Source organism: Algibacter lectus, from assembly GCF_900112395.1.
Classification (GTDB): Bacteria; Bacteroidota; Bacteroidia; order Flavobacteriales; family Flavobacteriaceae; genus Algibacter; species Algibacter lectus.
In genome coordinates this window covers 46,795-64,152 of the sequence record NZ_FOLN01000013.1, presented here as the reverse complement: position 1 = coordinate 64,152, position 17,358 = coordinate 46,795, and the positions used below count along the sequence as shown (strand labels likewise).

The following is a 17,358-nucleotide window of genomic DNA, read 5'->3' as shown; positions in this document are numbered from 1 at the left end:
TTTTAAAATGAAAGATTAAATCCAACAGATACTATTTTAGGAATAGGCTGTGCATATAAACTTCCATAAGTTTCAGGATCAAAAAAACCATTGTAATCTGTTCCTAAAACAAATAGATTACGTCCTTCTATATTAAAATTAAAACTTGATAAGCTAAATTTTTCTAGTTTACTTTTTGGGATAGCATAACTCAACTTAATGCTACTCACACGGATATAAGAGATATCTTTTACCCAAATATCCAAATCGTTATACGTTTTTCCGTCATCGGAAGAATTAAACCAAGTATAAACCAAATCGGTATCAAAACCAGGTGAAGTAAGCCCAATTAATGCAGGATAACTGCCTGTACCCGCTTTTAAAATATCTGTGTTATAACTATTTCCGGGTTGTGCCAAAGCGGGGTTATAGCTAGGTGTGGTTTTAACCGTTTGTTTGATATTAAAATTGGTTAAAACCCTTAAATCAAACTGTTTATATTTAAAACTATTTCTAAACCCGCCACTAAACTTAGGAGTACCATCACCTACATAAGTGTATAAATCTCGATGTTCTTCTCTTGTTAATTGACTACCGTCTGTGCCTTCTTCCAAATTATAAAAATCTACTGCTGAAACTTTTACACCATCTTTCCAAAACAAAGGCAAACCATTACTATCCAATCCTGCGGTTTTAATAGCAAAAATGGCGTTTACACTATAGCCTTTTAAAGATGGTTTAAAATCTTCTTCTCTATTCTCGATTGCATCTACTATACTTTTATTATGCGAAATATTGAATCCACTTGTCCATTTAAAATGAGGTGTATCAATATTAGTGGTACTTATCGACAATTCGAATCCTTTATTGCTAACTGTTGCCCAATTGGTATTAATAAAATTATAGCCACTTTCTAAAGGCACAGACCTTAACCCTATTAAGTCTGTACTTTTTCTAGCATAATAATCTCCAGAGATGTAAATTTTATTATTTAACAATCCTAAATCCAAACCAATATTAGACGATACCGTTTTCTCCCATCTTAAATTACCATTAGGTGCACTTAATGCTCTAATAATTTCTTCGCTTACTCCAGGTAACACCGATGTTGTATAATACTCACCAATAACAAAAGGTGAAGTCGATTTATCAATATTTCCTTGTACACCGTATGATGCTCTTATTTTTAAATCGCTTATAGCATCAACATCATACATAAAATCTTCTTTATAAACATTCCAAGATCCCGCAAAAGACCAAATAGGAAGATATCTATACTTAGGATTTACTCCAAATAGGTTAGACCCATCATACCTTAAACTTCCAAAAACGGTATATTTTTTATCATAGGTATAAGACGCTGTTCCAAAAAATGAAGCATATGCATTTTCGTTATACGTTTTACCGTAAGCATCGAACAAAGAGTTCGTTAAAGCGAGTTCATTTGTAATAGCTGTGGTGGTTAATGTATTAGAATTAAAACCAAATCCTTTGGTGTGAATTTCGGTTCTTTTATTTCTACGAAATTCTGTTCCTAACATCACATCCAGTTCGTGAATAGTATTAAATGATGTATTGTAATTGGCTGTAGTTTTCCAGTTATACTGAAATCCATCTGCATTCCAGTTTTGAATAATACCGCCTTTAGGCATGTAGTATAGTGTTTCTCCAGAAGATGTATATTGAGACCTTTGCTCATACTTACGTGTATAGTAACTTTCTTCATCACTATATTTCTCGGTTTTATCGAAATCTAATTGTAAGCCTAGTTGTGTGTTAAAATGAATCTCCTTATTCAATTTATACCCAACGTCAAAAATGGCTTTTAAAGAACTTGCAACTAACTCGTAATTGGTATTTTCTCGCTCTTCTAAAACATTATAATCTAGATTTAAATCAGATCGCTCTACCAAATCGGGATCGTAAACATAATTGCCATCGGCATCTTTTAATGACAAATACGGATTAGCATTTCTTGAATAAAACGAAGGATTTGTATAAGCATCAGCACCTGTAATATAAGACGATGTTGTGTTCTGACTTCCAAATAAAGCAACACCTACTTTTAGCTTATCATTGACATTAAAATTATCTTTTAAAGTAATATTGTAACGCTTTTGCCCTGTTCCTTTTGTAGCTCCTTTTTCATCAAATATACCTGTTGAAAAATAATAGTTATTATTTTCATTCCCTCCAGAGATACTTACACCATACTGCTGGTTTATAGCCATTTGATAAAGCTCGTCTCCCCAGTTGGTATTAATGTTTTTTAGATTGTTAATCTCGTTTTGAGCATCTAAAGAAATACTTGTAAAACCATTATCTCTAAAATTATTATACTCACCATAGTTATTTAAAATTCGAGCAACTCCTCCTCTATCTTGTTGATACTTTAAATCGGATCGACTCGCCAAAAGTAATTCGAAGTCTACTTTTTCAGAAGAATTCATTAAATTCAACTTACTAAAATCTGGCTTTTGCGTTACAAACACATTCGCATTAACATTAATACGCATAGCTCCTTTTTTACCATTTTTACTGGTAATTACAATAACACCATTTGCTGCTCTAGCCCCGTAAATTGACGTTGCAGAAGCATCTTTTAAAACCGTTATACTTTCAATATCTTCAGGGTTTAAACCTGCAATTGGGTAGGACTGTAAATTATCTATATTATCCTTATCTCTAAAATCTTGAGGAATATCATTCCCTTCCAAAGGAATACCATCTAACACCCATAACGGATCTGAAGATCCATTTAAAGTTGCTGTTCCTCGAATAGAAATTTTTGAAGGCGCACCAGGTGCCCCACTAGTAGGCTGCACTACCACACCAGAAAGTTGACCAACCAACATTTGATCTACACTAGAAACTCCTGCTTGGTTAATATCCGTCATTTCTACTTTAGCATAAGCAGAAGTCATTTTTCGTTTTTCAATTTTTTGGTAGCCCGTAAGTACTATTTCTTGTAGATTCTCTGGACTTTCTTTTAAAACTACAGACAACTTTTTAGTTACAGCCGAGATATCTATTTTTTCCGTTTCATACCCCATGTAAGACACTAAAATAAATTTAGCATCTGCACCCACTCTTAGAGAAAACGCCCCATCAAAATCGGTAGTAGTCCCTAACATAGAACCTTGAATAACGCCCTCTGTATTTGTTTCGTTACCAATAATTGCCGAAGACACATAAACAGATGCTCCAACTATTGGCATTTGCAACGCAGCATCTATTACCGTTCCTTCGATTACTTTACCTTGCTGAGCAATTAGTAAACTTGGAATAAAAATTAATAGGTATATTAATTTTTTCATGATTTAGTTTTTCAAATTATATTCAATCCTTGCTATTAAGTCTCTATAATGTGCCTTGGTAGCTCGGTCTCCTTTATTTTCTTTTTTCTTTAAAAGCTTCAACACTTTTTCTAGCGCAGCTCTTTTACTAGTGCCTATATCTGCAACTCTTGGCAAATATGAAAAATGTATATTCTTAAAATTATTATCTTCTTCGGAAATTGTTTTTTCTTTCGTTTTTTCTAATAATTTATTTCGATCTACCGTTAAAACATCGATGTAGTTTTTTTGAGTAATACGATCAAACATATCTAAAGATTTACCCTTTTGTGTATTTGCAAAAATGGCATCGAACAACCTATCGAAAACATACTGTTCCGTAAAAGGCTCACTATCCCTATCGGCTAATACTTCATTTTCGGTAATACGCATTAACCTATCCGTTTTTATTAAAGCATAAATGGCATTGGTTTGGTGAATACGCAACATAGATACCGGCGAATAATAGCGTTCACCATCTGGAGCATCTCTAACGGCAAAGACTTTATTAATAATCTCTGGCATAAACAACCATTTCTGGGGTAAAACGGCATTATCAATAATATATTTTAAAGCTTCCTTTTGTATTTTTGCAGGTACGGGCTCAAAGGTGTTTTTGCCATCGCCATAAACGGTATTATTAACATAAACGCCACCAATATTTGCCATAACATGACCATTATAGGTGCCCCATTGATCTATAACTGCTTTGTACAGTTTTGATGCTTTATAATAATCTTTACCTTCTTCTTCCGTCCAATCTAAAATATTAGGCAGTATTCTCTTTAAGTTTTTAAGTCCGTACTCACTAGCTTTAACGGCATTATCTCCCAAATCTTCACTTTGCGATCGTGGATCTACCACCTCAGCTTGTTGTGCGCCATAAAAATATAACGGATCGTTTTCATGTTTACGAATCCATTGATTTAATAAGGGTATTTCTTGATGTGCCGTTGTGTTCTCAATCCATCTATATCCCCAATCGATAGCATATTTATCATATACCCCAATTTTAGGTGTAATATCAGTAACGTTATCTTCTGGTTGCGCTACATAATTAAAACGCGCATAATCCATAATTGAAGGTGCTGTACCTCCCATTTTAGAGGTAAACGTTTTAGAACGTAACGAATCTACAGGGTAGCTAAAAGATGCTCCCATATTATGCTTTAAACCAAATGTATGACCAACCTCATGCGAAGACACAAAACGAATAGCCTCGCCCATATGCTCATTAGAAAATGTATTCGCTCTTGCTTTAGGATCTATTGGCCCTGTTTGTACACGAATCCAGGAATGCAAACCTTTCATTAGATTATGCCACCAAATAATATCAGACTCTAATATCTCACCACTTCGTGGATCGACTACAGAAGGCCCCATAGCGTTTTGCTTCTCGGAGGCAGCGTATGTAATTACCGAATATCTCACATCATCGGCATCAAAATTTTTATCTGCTTCCGAAGGAAACTTCACTTTTATTACATTTTTAAAACCAGCGGCTTCAAAAGCAACATTCCAATCGTAAACCCCTTGTTCTATATACGGTCTCCATTGTTTTGGAGTTGCAGGATCTAAATAATAAACAATTTGTTTTTTGGGTTGCACCAATTCGCCTTGCTTATATTTTTCTATATCTTCTTCTTTAGGTTCTAATCGCCATCTCGTAATCATACCTCTAGTTTCCACTTCTTGCTGCTCATCAGAAAAATAATCCATCGGTTTTGTAAAATATCCGATACGTTTGTCTGAAAAACGAGGTTTCATTACATCTGTTGGTAATAAAACAATATTTGTGGTTACACCAATGGTTAAAGGTAAAGCTGGACTTCCGCCTTCACTAACCGAAGTTGTTAATAGCGATTTTACAACAACGTTTTCTGGGAAAGATTTAATAGATTCTAAAATAGATAAATTTGCCTTTACACTTCCTCCTAAACCAATATTAGTAAGCAAATCACTAAAGCTCTTTTCTTTACCGTTAAATATTTTATTTACTTTAATAAATACAGAAGTAGAGTCAGTATTTTTTGTTTCAATTTTAAATTCTTCTATAATAGATTCTCCAAAATTATCTTTCACAGATAAGGTAATAGCATCGTTTTTTGGAGATTGCACTCTTGGGTTTACAGTTTTAACCCAAACCTTATTAAGCACGGTATCTCTATAAAAACGAACCAACTTGGTTTCAAAAGTCATACCTTTATTTAAGCCATGGCCATTTAAAGCATAAGGCACGCTAGACACTTTATTTACAATTAATAAATCTCTGGAAAGCAACGAGTCTGGTACTTCAAAATAATAATCTTCTTTAATAGAATATACATTGAATAGACCTTTTTTAACATGGCCGTCTTTTAAAAACTTCTTATAGGTTAGTTTTTTATCATCCGTAGAATCTATAGAATCGCTTTCTACTTGGTTTTCTTTGTCGTTTTTTTCTTTTTTGTCTTGAGCATAGCCAGAAAAACTGGTAACTAACAAAACAAAAAGCATTAAAACTTTACCCAATAACTCACCTTTAAAAGAAGAGAACCTCATAATTGATTTTATTAAGAAACCAAATTTGCACGAAATTAACAGGTTAACAAAACAGAATAGAGTGAACTCATTAAACAAGGGAGTGAAATACTATTTTGAACTGATATACGGTAATACACACACAAATTCGCCATTAATAACCTCAGTTTTAAAGGTAGAAATTTGATAATATTGATACGTGTTTCCTAAATAATTGAGCCCAATGTGGTGGCTATCTTTAGCTTTATGCTTTCTTGGTGTAAAGTTATTTTTAACGGTAATAAAATCGCTATTAATAATAACATCTATGATTAAGGGCTTTTGTTTCGTTATTTCGTTATGCTTTATCGCGTTTTCCACCAAGGTTTCTAAAGATAAAAATGGAATTTTCCGAAGTAAAACTTTATCATCACAATTATTTATAATAGATACTTTTAAACTTTTATTAAATCTAATTTCTTGTAAAAACACATATTGCTCTAAAAATGTCAGTTCGTTTTTTAATGAAATTAAATTCCCATCCCTTTCATCTAAAAGATACCTATACACATCGGCAAGTTTTAAAACAAATTGCTGAGAGAGCTCGGGATTTAAATCTATTAAAACATGTAAAGAATTTAAACTGTTGAATAAAAAATGTGGATTTATCTTTTTCTTTAATTGATTTAATTGCAGCACCGCATTTTCTTTTTGATACTTTTCGTTAACGTTTATTAGATGCTCTTTCTCTTCTAAAACTTTTAAATTTTCTACATACTCCTTTTTCATTTGCAACCTAGAAGCCAACAAAAGCAACATAAAGGTAGAAAATGCCAAAAAACTAATCCATGAAAAATACCGTTGTATATTTTTTGTAGTTTCTTTTAAGTGAATATCTATCGGAAAACTCACAATAACAATTAAAGGTGTATCGCCCGTTTTTATGGTATCGTAATAACGTAATACCTCTAAGCCCAAAAACTCAGAAGTTGCTTTATCTTTTAGCGAGTTTACATTTTCTGGCACATAATAACCGTTAATTTTTAGAGAACTTTTTAAAATGGTTTCAATAGAAATAGTATCGAAATACATATCTATTTTTTTGCCAATATATTTTGTATCGGGGTGCAAAACACAAACACCATCTTTATTGGTCACTACTGTGTAACCACCATCACCTTTATAGGTTTCAGAGAAATATGTCCAAAACGCAATTAAATCCACATCGTAACCAAAATAGATTACCGCATCATCTGGCAACTTTTTGGCATAAATTTTTCGGTTTATTACCTTTTCATTTTTAGAGATAATAGTATCTATTAAAACATCCCGATTTACAAACCGAATATCTTTTAAAACAGCTTGTATCTCTTCAGCATACCCAGCATCCTTTTTATTAGAAAAATATGTTTCATCCACACTGTTTTCTAGAGTTAAAGAGACAAAACTGTTATGTATGCTATGGTGCTCTATTACCAAATCTGCCGTAAAAAGCAACTTCTCTCTCAGAAATTCAAAAGTATTATTTTCTGAATTTTGAATAATTTTTTGCGACTTTTTTAATCCGCCATTTAACTGATTAAATTCGAAGGCAACAATATTTTCTTTTGATTTTAAATTACCCTGAATAATATCTTGAATTAAATCTTCGGTAACCGAGGTTATTTTTGGAGTTATTAACGAACTGCCTATAAAAAAAACAGCAATAAGTAAAATACTTATATAGAGGTACTGTTGATGTTTTTTTAAGCGTGTCCAGAATTTGGATGACTGCATATTATTTATTTAACCACGCTTTAAAAGCATTAACATTTTTAGAACTAATAAAAATAAAATCTTTAATATTTGGAGAGGGCTCTAGTTCTATTTTTAATCTATTCTGACTGTATTTTACAATCGTTTTTATGGCATTATGCCTAACTATAAATTTTCTGTTTATTTTAAAAAAATCTTTTTTCGATAATTTTAATTCTAGATTCAATATGGTATCATCATACAAATAACTTTCGCCTGTAGTTGTATATAAAAAAAGTGATTTATTTTCGGCCATAAAATAAGCAATCTCTTTATGAGTAATAGATAACAACTTGTCGCCTCTATAAACTAAAAAGCGTTCCTGCTCGGTTTTACTATCTGTTGCCCCTTTTAAATGCGCCAATAAATGTTCTATTTGGCCATAATCTGCAGTTGGTGTTGCTGTATAATCTACATACTTTCCAAGCGCCTTATCCAGTTTATGTTTGTCGTAAGGCTTTAATAAATAATCTATGGCAAAAAACTGAAAAGACTGTATAGCATACTTATCAAATGCTGTTGTAAAAATAATAGGAGTCGTAATTTTTAAGGTTTCGAAAATCTCAAAACTTTCACCATCACCTAAATGAATATCACTTAAAATTAAATCGCAACTATTACTCTTAAACCACTCTATAGATTGCGCTACACTTTCTAAGCGTTTTTTAATAGTAAGCTTATGTTCACTTTTTAACAACAACTTCTCTAAAGATTCTGCTGCTAAATCTTCATCTTCAATAATAACAACCTCCATTATAATTGGTTTTATTCTATCATTTTTAAAACACAAAAAACACGTGCTACACGATAATGTTATAAACAGCTATCAACACGTTTTTTTGGGTATAAAAAAAATTAAATACATGGCAGAAGGTGCTCCGCCCTTTATAGATACTAATTTAAAGATGCAAAGATAAGTCTAATCTTATTTTAAACTAACAATACAAAAACCTTTTTGTTTTTAGCGACTTACAAACTCGACTTTTAGCTTTTTACCAGAAACTGAGCACATGTTATTTTTTAAAGACAAAAGAAATTAATCTAGGTAATCCGTGTTCCGCACCAACATCAAACCATTCTTTTAACTCTAATAATTGTAATCCATTTTTTTTGGCTTCATCGATATATTCTGAAACATGATGAATATAAACTTCTAGTTCCTTAGTGCCTGCCTCGGTTTCGTATCTAGCTTTACTACCCGAGTATTGTTTAAAAGGATGTAATTCACTTATAAAAAAGAGCCCCTCCTTTTTTAATTTTAAATATGCTTGATTGAAAATATAATCTAAGTTCTCTATATGTTCTAGCGTTAAACTACAAGTGATAAGGTCGACAAAATTATTATCGACGCCCCAATTTTGGGTTAAGTTTGCTTTTTTAAAAGTAACCTTGCTGTCTACTATTTTCTCTTTTGCTTTGTTCAGCATTTCTTCTGAAAAATCTAAACCTATAATCTGTTGCGCATGAGCCAATAACCATTCGGTATTTTTACCTGTGCCACAACCCAACTCTAGCACATTGCTAAACTTATATTTACTTAAGGTTTCAATGGTGCACTTTTTATCTAAATCTCGCGTGCGGTTTTCGTTGGTATCGTATTGATTGGCCCAAATATTATAGGCTTGCTCTATGCTCATGCTGTACTCTTTATTTGTACTCTAAAAAATGAACGCTGTAGTTTATGTAACTAATTTATGAAATATATTTCATTTCGAAAATACGCCAAGGGTTTAACAAAAAAAAGACTTCCTTTAAAATTATAAAGGAAGCTTTTCAAGTAACTATTAATTAGGGTTAGGGTATTTATCTTTACTCTTTTTTAGAAGGTTCTTCTGGCAATAAAATAAACTCGGCATAATCTTTCATATCAAAATAGTTATTGGCCGCATCTTTAAACATTTTAGAGTTCAACTTATTAATTTTACTTTCAAAATCTAAAATAGACTCTGGGTTTAAATCGTATTCATAAGCAGTTTTAAGTTTATAAAGCCAAAACGAGTTTACTTCTAAAAACTCCTTAGCATTTGCTAATTCAGCTTCCTTAATTTTATTAACATCTTCTTGAGACGGACCATGTTTTTTAATTTTTTCTATTTCTTCAAAAACTTTAGCCTTTAATTTTTCGATATTTTCAGGATCGCAAGAAAACCTTATATTAAGTCTAAACCACTGGTATGGAATATCTGAGGCAAACCCAGAAACTTTAACACCATAAACACCTGCCATTTTTTCTCTTAACTCTTCCGTTAATTTTATTTTAAGCACTTTTGCTAACAAGCTAATTTTCTCTTTTTCTTCTAACGAAAAATTAAATGTACCTGTAAAACGCATATCAACTTGGCTTTTATTATCTAAGCCTTTTATTACGGTTTCTTTAATACCGCCTTTTGCATAGCGCAGCCCAGTATCTTTCCAAGTACTTTTTTCATTTAAATTAGATGGCAAACTTCCTAAATATTGATTTACAAGTGGTTTAAGCACCTCTAAATCAACATTACCAACAACAACAAACAAAAAGCCATTTGCTGATGAAAATCGCTCTTTATAAAAACTGTAAACCTCGTCTAAATCTAATTCTCTCTCTATTTGCTCTACAGTTTCTGGTATAGCTCTTAAATGATTTTGAGACATAACTTCGGTTATACGCTTTTCAAAAAAACCGCCAGGATTATTATCCGAATCTTTATACAACGACTTTAAACTTTCTTTTTTTGTATTAAATACAGCAGCATCTTTGTTTGGCTTAGTAAAATATAGGTTTACCATTTGCAACATACTTTCCAAATCTCCAGACGAGCTATTACCAGATACCAATTCGTTATAATAATTAATATAGGTTTTAAGCTTTAGGGTTTTCCCCATGTTGAGCTTTTTCAAATCAGCATCTGATATACCATTAACACCACTAGCGCCAATAATACTACTAGCATTTCTAGCCGAAACATAAAGTGAATCTGGAGCCACAGAACTTCCTCCTGGTCTAAACCCGTTAAGTGATATTAAATCATTTTGGAACTCGGTTGGTTTTACAACCACTGTAATACCGTTGGATAACTCCCAAGTTGTTGTATTAATCTTTTTATTATACGTTTCTTTTAAAACCTTACCTGGCTTTGGTTTTTCCGGCATTAATTGAATATCACCTAATTTATCTTTATAAGGTTCTATAGACTTAGTTTTTACCTGTGTTAATATGCTTTCTATCTCACGCTCTGTTGGCAATTTCAAATCACTTTTCTCTACAGCTTTTAACAATACAGTCATATTATCATCTCTTACCCATTCTGTAGCTATGTTATTAACATCTTGTACTGTAATAGAAGGAAAAACCTCTGTATAAAACTGATATACAAATGCATCACTAGGTATAGGTTTAGCATCTGTAAAGTTATCAATGTATTGCTCTACATAATATTTTGTAGAAATTTTACCTGTCTCTTTTTGACGTAAATCAGCATTATTCAATAAAAGTTTTTTATAACGTTCCAGTTCTGTTTCTGTAAAACCAAATTGCTTAGCCCTCGAGCTTTCTATCAACAAGCGCGTTATGCCTTCATTAATTTTATCCTCCTTTAGTTTAGCATTTAAATAATAGCTATCCATATTGCTTAAAAAGTTTCCAATACCCGCATTTGTAGATAAGAAAGGAGAATTTGCTTCTAGCACTACATCGGATAATCTTTGGCGTAGCATACCAGAATAAAAGCTTTTTAATAATTCTATTTTATAGTCTTGTAAGGTTGTTACTGGCGTCTCTTCTTTTTTAACATAAACAGAAACACTAGCGCCTTGTGTTTCTTCATCTGTAATTACAGATACTACAGGAGAACTGTTTTCTGGAATTTTATAATAGATTCTTTCCTTAGGGTTTTCGGGACCTTCAATACTACTAAAAAGGGATTTCACCTTTTTTTCGGCTTCTAGCACATCAAAATCTCCAACCAAAACTAAGGCCATTAAATCTGGACGATACCAATCTCTATAAAACCGTTTCATGGCATCATAATCCGAATTTAAAATAACATCTAATTTCCCTGCTGGAGCGCGCTCAGCATAGCGCGAATTATTGGTTAACTCACCTATAGACTTGTAATACATTCGCATACCTGCGCCTCCTCTTGCTCTAAGTTCTTCGGCAACAATACCACGTTCTTTATCGATTTCGTCATTTTCAAACGTGATACCATTTGCCCAATCTTTTAAAACTTGCAAACTGGTATTAAATGTTTCGGTATCGGTTGGTACAGATAATTTATAAACGGTTTCATCAAAACTAGTATGTGCGTTTAAATCTGCTCCAAACTCCACACCTAAACCTTGTAAGTAATCTATAAGTTTGTTTTTCTCAAAGCTTTCGGTTCCGTTAAAAGCCATATGTTCTACAAAGTGAGCTAAACCCTGTTGATCATCGTCTTCTAAAATAGATCCGGCTTTAATAACCAATCTAAACTCAGCCTTATTTTGAGGTTTTGCATTATGTTTGATATAATATTTTAGTCCGTTGCTTAGTGTACCCATTTTAACGGTAGCATCGGCCGGTATTTTATTATTTAAATTAATGTTTTGCGAAATACCGCATATGCTATATAGGCACAAGATATTTGCAAAAACTATGTTTTTAATGTTCATGTTTTAGGAAATAAAAAATAGTGAAATAGAGCTTCAGACTGTTATATAGCCTGAAGCACTATACTGACTAAATAATTGAAAAAATTAATTTTTAAATACCCAGATACCCTGGATTTTGTGGCCCGAAGAGTGTATTATTTTCTAATTCGCTAATAGGAATTGGAAAAATATACTGATTGGAGCTGGTTACATTTGTTTTAATTTCTTCAATTTTACCATGGCGAATGGCAGCAAACCAAACGGCCCCAGTTTCAAAACAAAGTTCTTTTACATACTCGTCGAAAATGATATCAAGTAATTCTTCTTGAGAGGTATACTCTAAATCTGGAGCAGCACCGCCATACGCTCTATTACGCACAGCATTAAGAGTTTCTTCCGCTTGAGCGAGTAAATTTAAACGTGCCTGACATTCTGCTTTTATTAAATAAACTTCGGCCAAACGCATATAATTTGCTGGTCCACCGCTTACACCACTCGTGTATATTTTTTTAAGGAACAAATTACTCGTATTGTATGATGCCTCTTTTCTTGGATCGTCTACTAAAAAGTCCTGAAGCCAAGGAGAAACCTTAACTAAACTTTGATAATAGTATGATAACTTACTAGCTTGCCCTTCTCCATTTATTCTAGAAAATATCACTTCGCTATTTGCTACACCATTTTCAAAAACATCTTCAAAATTAGATTCTAATTCTACATCGCCAGAGTTAATAACCTCATCGGCTAATAGAACAGCCGCTTCGTAGTTTTCCTGACCACCCATATACAGCAGAACATTTGCTTTAAAAGCCTTCGCGGCTATTGAAGATGCGTAATAATTGTATGTAAAAGCCGCATTAAGCTCAATACTTTTATCTAAATCGTCTAAAATAAAATCGTAACTTTCTTGTACTGTAGATCTGGCTATTTTACTATTTTCAACAGTAGACACCGTATTTTGAAGTACAATACCATAGTCGCTAGACAGGTCGAAAAACTGACCAAAACTTCTTAGCGCAACATAGTGACCAAAGGCTCTTAGAAAATAGGCTTCACTAAGAATTCTATCATGTTCGCCTGCGGAAACTGATGCATTATCAGTTACTGCCGAAATTGTAGCATTGGCAGAGTTAGTAATATAATACGGCCACTCGTAAACCGTGTTTAAAGAAACTTGGCTAGAATCGAAACTATTGTCTGAAGCTTCGCCAAAAATCCAAGTTGAATTTGTTGTTGTTAGCGAACCATCCATTAAAGGCAACATAACTTCCAGATACTGATAGTAAGTCCAGTTTAGCTGTGTATAAACCCCTACTAACGAGGTTTGCGCACTTTTATCATCGGTAACTAATTGATCTTCGAATAAATAATTTTCTGGCTGAACATCTAACGCCGCATCGCAAGAACTAAAAAGGATGCCTGTTAAAATTGTGAATAATATGATGTTATTTTTCATTGTCTTAAATCTTTTAAAAGGTTAACCTTACTCCAGCGATAAGCTGCTTTGATACAGGGTACTTGTTACTATCTATTGGTGTTCTAAAGCTTGCAATATTTGCAAACTCAGGATCGGCACCCGGATAATTGGTAATAGTAAACAAGTTGGTTGCCGTTACGTATAAATAAAGCCCCTGAAAATTGATATTTTTCAACGCTTGACTATCTAAGTTATAACCTAATGTTACTGTTTTAATACGCAAGTAATCTCCTTTATGCACATATAAACTAGACTGTCTGCTATTTTGGTTCCCACCTGTTAAATTAGTTCGGTAAACCGCTCTTGGGTATTCAGCATCTAAGTTCTCTGGCGTCCAACGATCTAAGGCTATCAATTGCTTATTCCCTTGGTCGTTTAGTGACGTATAGCTATAAGTATTCTCTCCTGCCTTCCAGTAAATATCGTTACCAAGACTATAATTTGCGAAAATATTTAGAGACAAACCTTTATAGTTTATATTGGTATTAAGACCTCCAAAAAAATCAGGTTCAATGCTACCAATATTTGTAACATCAGGGCCAGATGCAGAAGAACTCACTTCGCCATCGCCATCTAAATCGGCATAATAAACATCTCCAGGACTTGTTAATGATGACTGATATAAACCACTTGGCGCACCAGCATTTAAATTATCTATTTGTTCCTGAGACTCAAAAAGTCCGTTTGCCACATGCCCTCTAATTAAACCAAGCGACTCACCTTCTTTAAAATACAAACCGTTTAAATAAACAGCACCATACTCATCTTTATAACTACTATTTAATTTTACTATTTTATTGTTTGCTGTAGCGGCATTAAATCCAAAATTCCACTTTAAATCTTTTTTATTGATAAGGTCAAAGTTTAAGGTTAACTCTATCCCATTATTCTGTGTATTTCCTAAATTAGAAATTACAGTATACAGGCCGCTAGAAGACGCTAATTCCGTTTGGTACAATACATCTTTTGTATCTTTTTGGTAGTATCCAAACTCACCTTTTATTTTATTATTTAAAACAGCAAACTCAATACCAATATCTTTTTGCGTTGTAATTTCCCATTTTAAATCAGGATTACCAATACGCAATGGCACAACACCTGTATCGCCATTATACACTCCATTTGTTCCGTTTAAAGCACCGTATAAACTAAAAGATTGGTTAGGATCGAAGGTAACATTACCCGATTGCCCAATACTACCTCTAATCTTTAAAAAGTTTAACCAATAGGCATTATCCATAAATTTTTCGTTATGAATATTCCAACCTAAACCTAAAGCAGGAAAGCTTGCCCATCTATTATTTGCTCCAAATTTAGAAGAACCATCTGTTCTTCCTGAAAAATTTAAAATGTACTTATTATCATAATTATAAATAAAACGAGAGAAAAACGACACTAAAGTACTTTTTGTAACAGCTTCCTGTGCAGAAAGACTTTCACCAGCATAACTAATACCCGTTAATGTATCATCATTCGGGAAGTTTTCACCATAAAAATTGACAGTCTCCGTGTTTTCATTTTGAAAGGTGTTACCAACTAAAACATTAAAATCACTTTTTCCTAAAGAAAAATCATAAGTAGCAGTTGTTTCTACAGAAGGGTTAATGGTTTTTCTATTTACCAAAGCTCCTTTACCATTAGTAGTAGCACCACTTACAGAGTAGCTTGGGTAGAAGCTATAACTTTCAGAATCTATTTGCTGAAGTATTCCTGTAGTTTTAATAAACAAATCTTTAATAGGCTCAAACTCAATTCCCATATTAGCAAGCATAGAAAAGTTAGTTGAAGTTACTCTTCTATCTTTAGAAGTTAGCGGGTTGTAAATATCTCCAAAACGAGATACAAGATTTCCATCTTCATCATAAGGTGTCACATCTGGTCGTAAATAGGTTGCTGCTTCTAAAGTTGAGTTAAGGCTGTTTAAAGCATAATCACTTTCTACACGACCTAAACTAATGTTAGTAGTAAACTTTAAATTATCTTTTATTTTTTGATTTAAGGACAAACCAAAAGCATACCGCGTTAATTTATCACCAATAATAGCGCCATTATCATTTTGCAAACTTAAAGATGAATAGTATGAACCATTATCGCCACCACCTCTAACACTTAAAGCATAATTGGAGGTGTTTGTAAATGTTTTCACAGATAAATCTTGCCAATCGGTATTAGTGGTTAAATCAACTTCTGTTCCTGCCAAAATACCTTGCCCAAAAGAATCTGTAGTTGGTACAGTACCTCCAGAATTTACATAATTATTAATAGCCTCAGAATAAAGTGTTTGATACTGAGCCGAATTAAGCACATCTGTTTTTTGAATTAGATTTGCTCTTTGTGTAATAGAAAGTTGAAACTCCGGTTTTCTGGCTCCTCTTCCTGTTTTTGAAGTAATAATAACAACACCATTTGCAGCACGAGACCCATAAATTGAAGTGGCTGTCGCATCTTTTAAAATGGTAATAGCCTCTATATTATTAAAATCGATAAAACCTAAATCGTTATTAAAACCTTCATTTTCTAACGTAGTAGATTCATTATTACTAATACTATCAATAAAACCAGCATATCCGGGAGTTTCTGTATTTGGAGTAATAGGTATACCATCTACAACAAATAACGGTTGGTTGGTTCCTAAAAGAGACGAACTACCACGAATACGAACTCGAGCTGCAGCACCTGGTTTTCCACTTGGACTACTTACCTGAACACCTGCTACCTGACCTTGCAAAGCCTGATCAACATTAATTATGGTTCCTTGTAGTGCTAATGCAGACACATCGATAACACCAACAGCACCCGTTAAAGCTTCTTTTTTAACCTTACCATATGCAACAATTACCGTTTCTTCTAAACCTGTTACAGAACTTTGTAATTTAATATCAATAGTGGCTCTATTATTAATTTGTACTTCTTGAGTTTCATACCCCACGTACGATACCACAATTGCTGTAGCACCTTTAACGTAAGGTAATTTAAAATTACCATCAAAATCTGTACTGGTACCATTTCTAAGCCCCTTATAGACAATTGTAGCTCCTGGTAGAGGCGCACCATTTTCATCGGTAACTTTACCTTGTAAATTTTGCTGTACAAACTTGTTTACCGCTTCTTTTATAGTATGTATAAGCGGTTTACTTTCTTCTTTTTTTACTATAACAATTTGTTTATTTACAACCTTGTAATCAACATTTAAGCTTTTAAAAAGTCTTTTTAAAACATGTTCTAGTTTTTCTTTATCAGAAGTAATACTTGTGATTTTACTTTTCACAAAAACGTTCTTTTCGTAGAGAAATTTAAAATCTGTTTTTCTTTCAATTTCACTTAAAACATCTTCAACATGCATATTTTCGCATGTCAATGTAATTTTTACATTTTGAGAAAACGTATTGGCATGAATTTGTAACAACGTAAAAAAGAGCAATAGAGAGGTTAGCTTCATTTTTAAACTAATTTTAGAGAGAGATAGTACTTCACCCATCTCAATAATGAATTTTTTCATACTTTTGGTTTGATTTAATGTGTTAGACATTGGAATCACTTTTTACTAAATCGGAACGTGTTGCTGCATTTTCCGATTTTTTTTATGTTATACTACAATTGCTGTTGTAGTAAACTGTAAAATAGCAACTTTAATTTTCTTTGAAATTGTGTTCTAATTTGTCAGTT

At 32.9% G+C, this 17,358-nt stretch carries 8 protein-coding genes; all 8 read right to left on the bottom strand.

What is annotated here, in order from left to right:
- Positions 1-2: 2 nt before the first annotated feature.
- The 8 genes from BM246_RS17705 to BM246_RS17670 all read right to left on the bottom strand — a co-directional run bounded on the left by BM246_RS17705 (position 3) and on the right by BM246_RS17670 (position 17,191).
- Positions 3-3,296: a SusC/RagA family TonB-linked outer membrane protein gene (locus tag BM246_RS17705; RefSeq protein ID WP_074939849.1), complete on the bottom strand. Its 3,294-nt coding sequence runs from the start codon at positions 3,294-3,296 to the stop codon at positions 3-5.
- Between the two features lie 3 nt (positions 3,297-3,299).
- Entirely contained in the window at positions 3,300-5,855 is a 2,556-nt protein-coding gene (locus BM246_RS17700) for a zinc-dependent metalloprotease (protein WP_074939848.1), read from the bottom strand.
- Positions 5,856-5,945: 90 nt separating this feature from the next.
- Positions 5,946-7,589 (bottom strand): sensor histidine kinase, encoded by a 1,644-nt coding sequence (locus BM246_RS17695; RefSeq protein WP_074939845.1) that lies wholly within the window; start codon positions 7,587-7,589, stop codon positions 5,946-5,948.
- A gap of 1 nt (position 7,590) precedes the next feature.
- Positions 7,591-8,361, bottom strand: coding sequence for a LytR/AlgR family response regulator transcription factor (locus BM246_RS17690; RefSeq protein ID WP_074939842.1), 771 nt, complete (start codon positions 8,359-8,361; stop codon positions 7,591-7,593).
- 259 nt (positions 8,362-8,620) lie between these two features.
- Positions 8,621-9,244 carry a class I SAM-dependent DNA methyltransferase gene (locus BM246_RS17685; protein ID WP_074939840.1) on the bottom strand — a complete coding sequence of 208 codons (624 nt, stop codon included), beginning with the start codon at positions 9,242-9,244 and terminating at the stop codon, positions 8,621-8,623.
- Positions 9,245-9,416: 172 nt separating this feature from the next.
- Positions 9,417-12,236: a M16 family metallopeptidase gene (locus tag BM246_RS17680; protein ID WP_074939837.1), complete on the bottom strand. Its 2,820-nt coding sequence runs from the start codon at positions 12,234-12,236 to the stop codon at positions 9,417-9,419.
- A gap of 91 nt (positions 12,237-12,327) precedes the next feature.
- Positions 12,328-13,671 (bottom strand): RagB/SusD family nutrient uptake outer membrane protein, encoded by a 1,344-nt coding sequence (locus BM246_RS17675; protein ID WP_042505953.1) that lies wholly within the window; start codon positions 13,669-13,671, stop codon positions 12,328-12,330.
- A gap of 13 nt (positions 13,672-13,684) precedes the next feature.
- Positions 13,685-17,191, bottom strand: a complete 3,507-nt coding sequence (locus tag BM246_RS17670; protein WP_175489813.1) for a SusC/RagA family TonB-linked outer membrane protein — start codon at positions 17,189-17,191, stop codon at positions 13,685-13,687.
- Between the last annotated feature and the right edge of the window lie 167 nt (positions 17,192-17,358).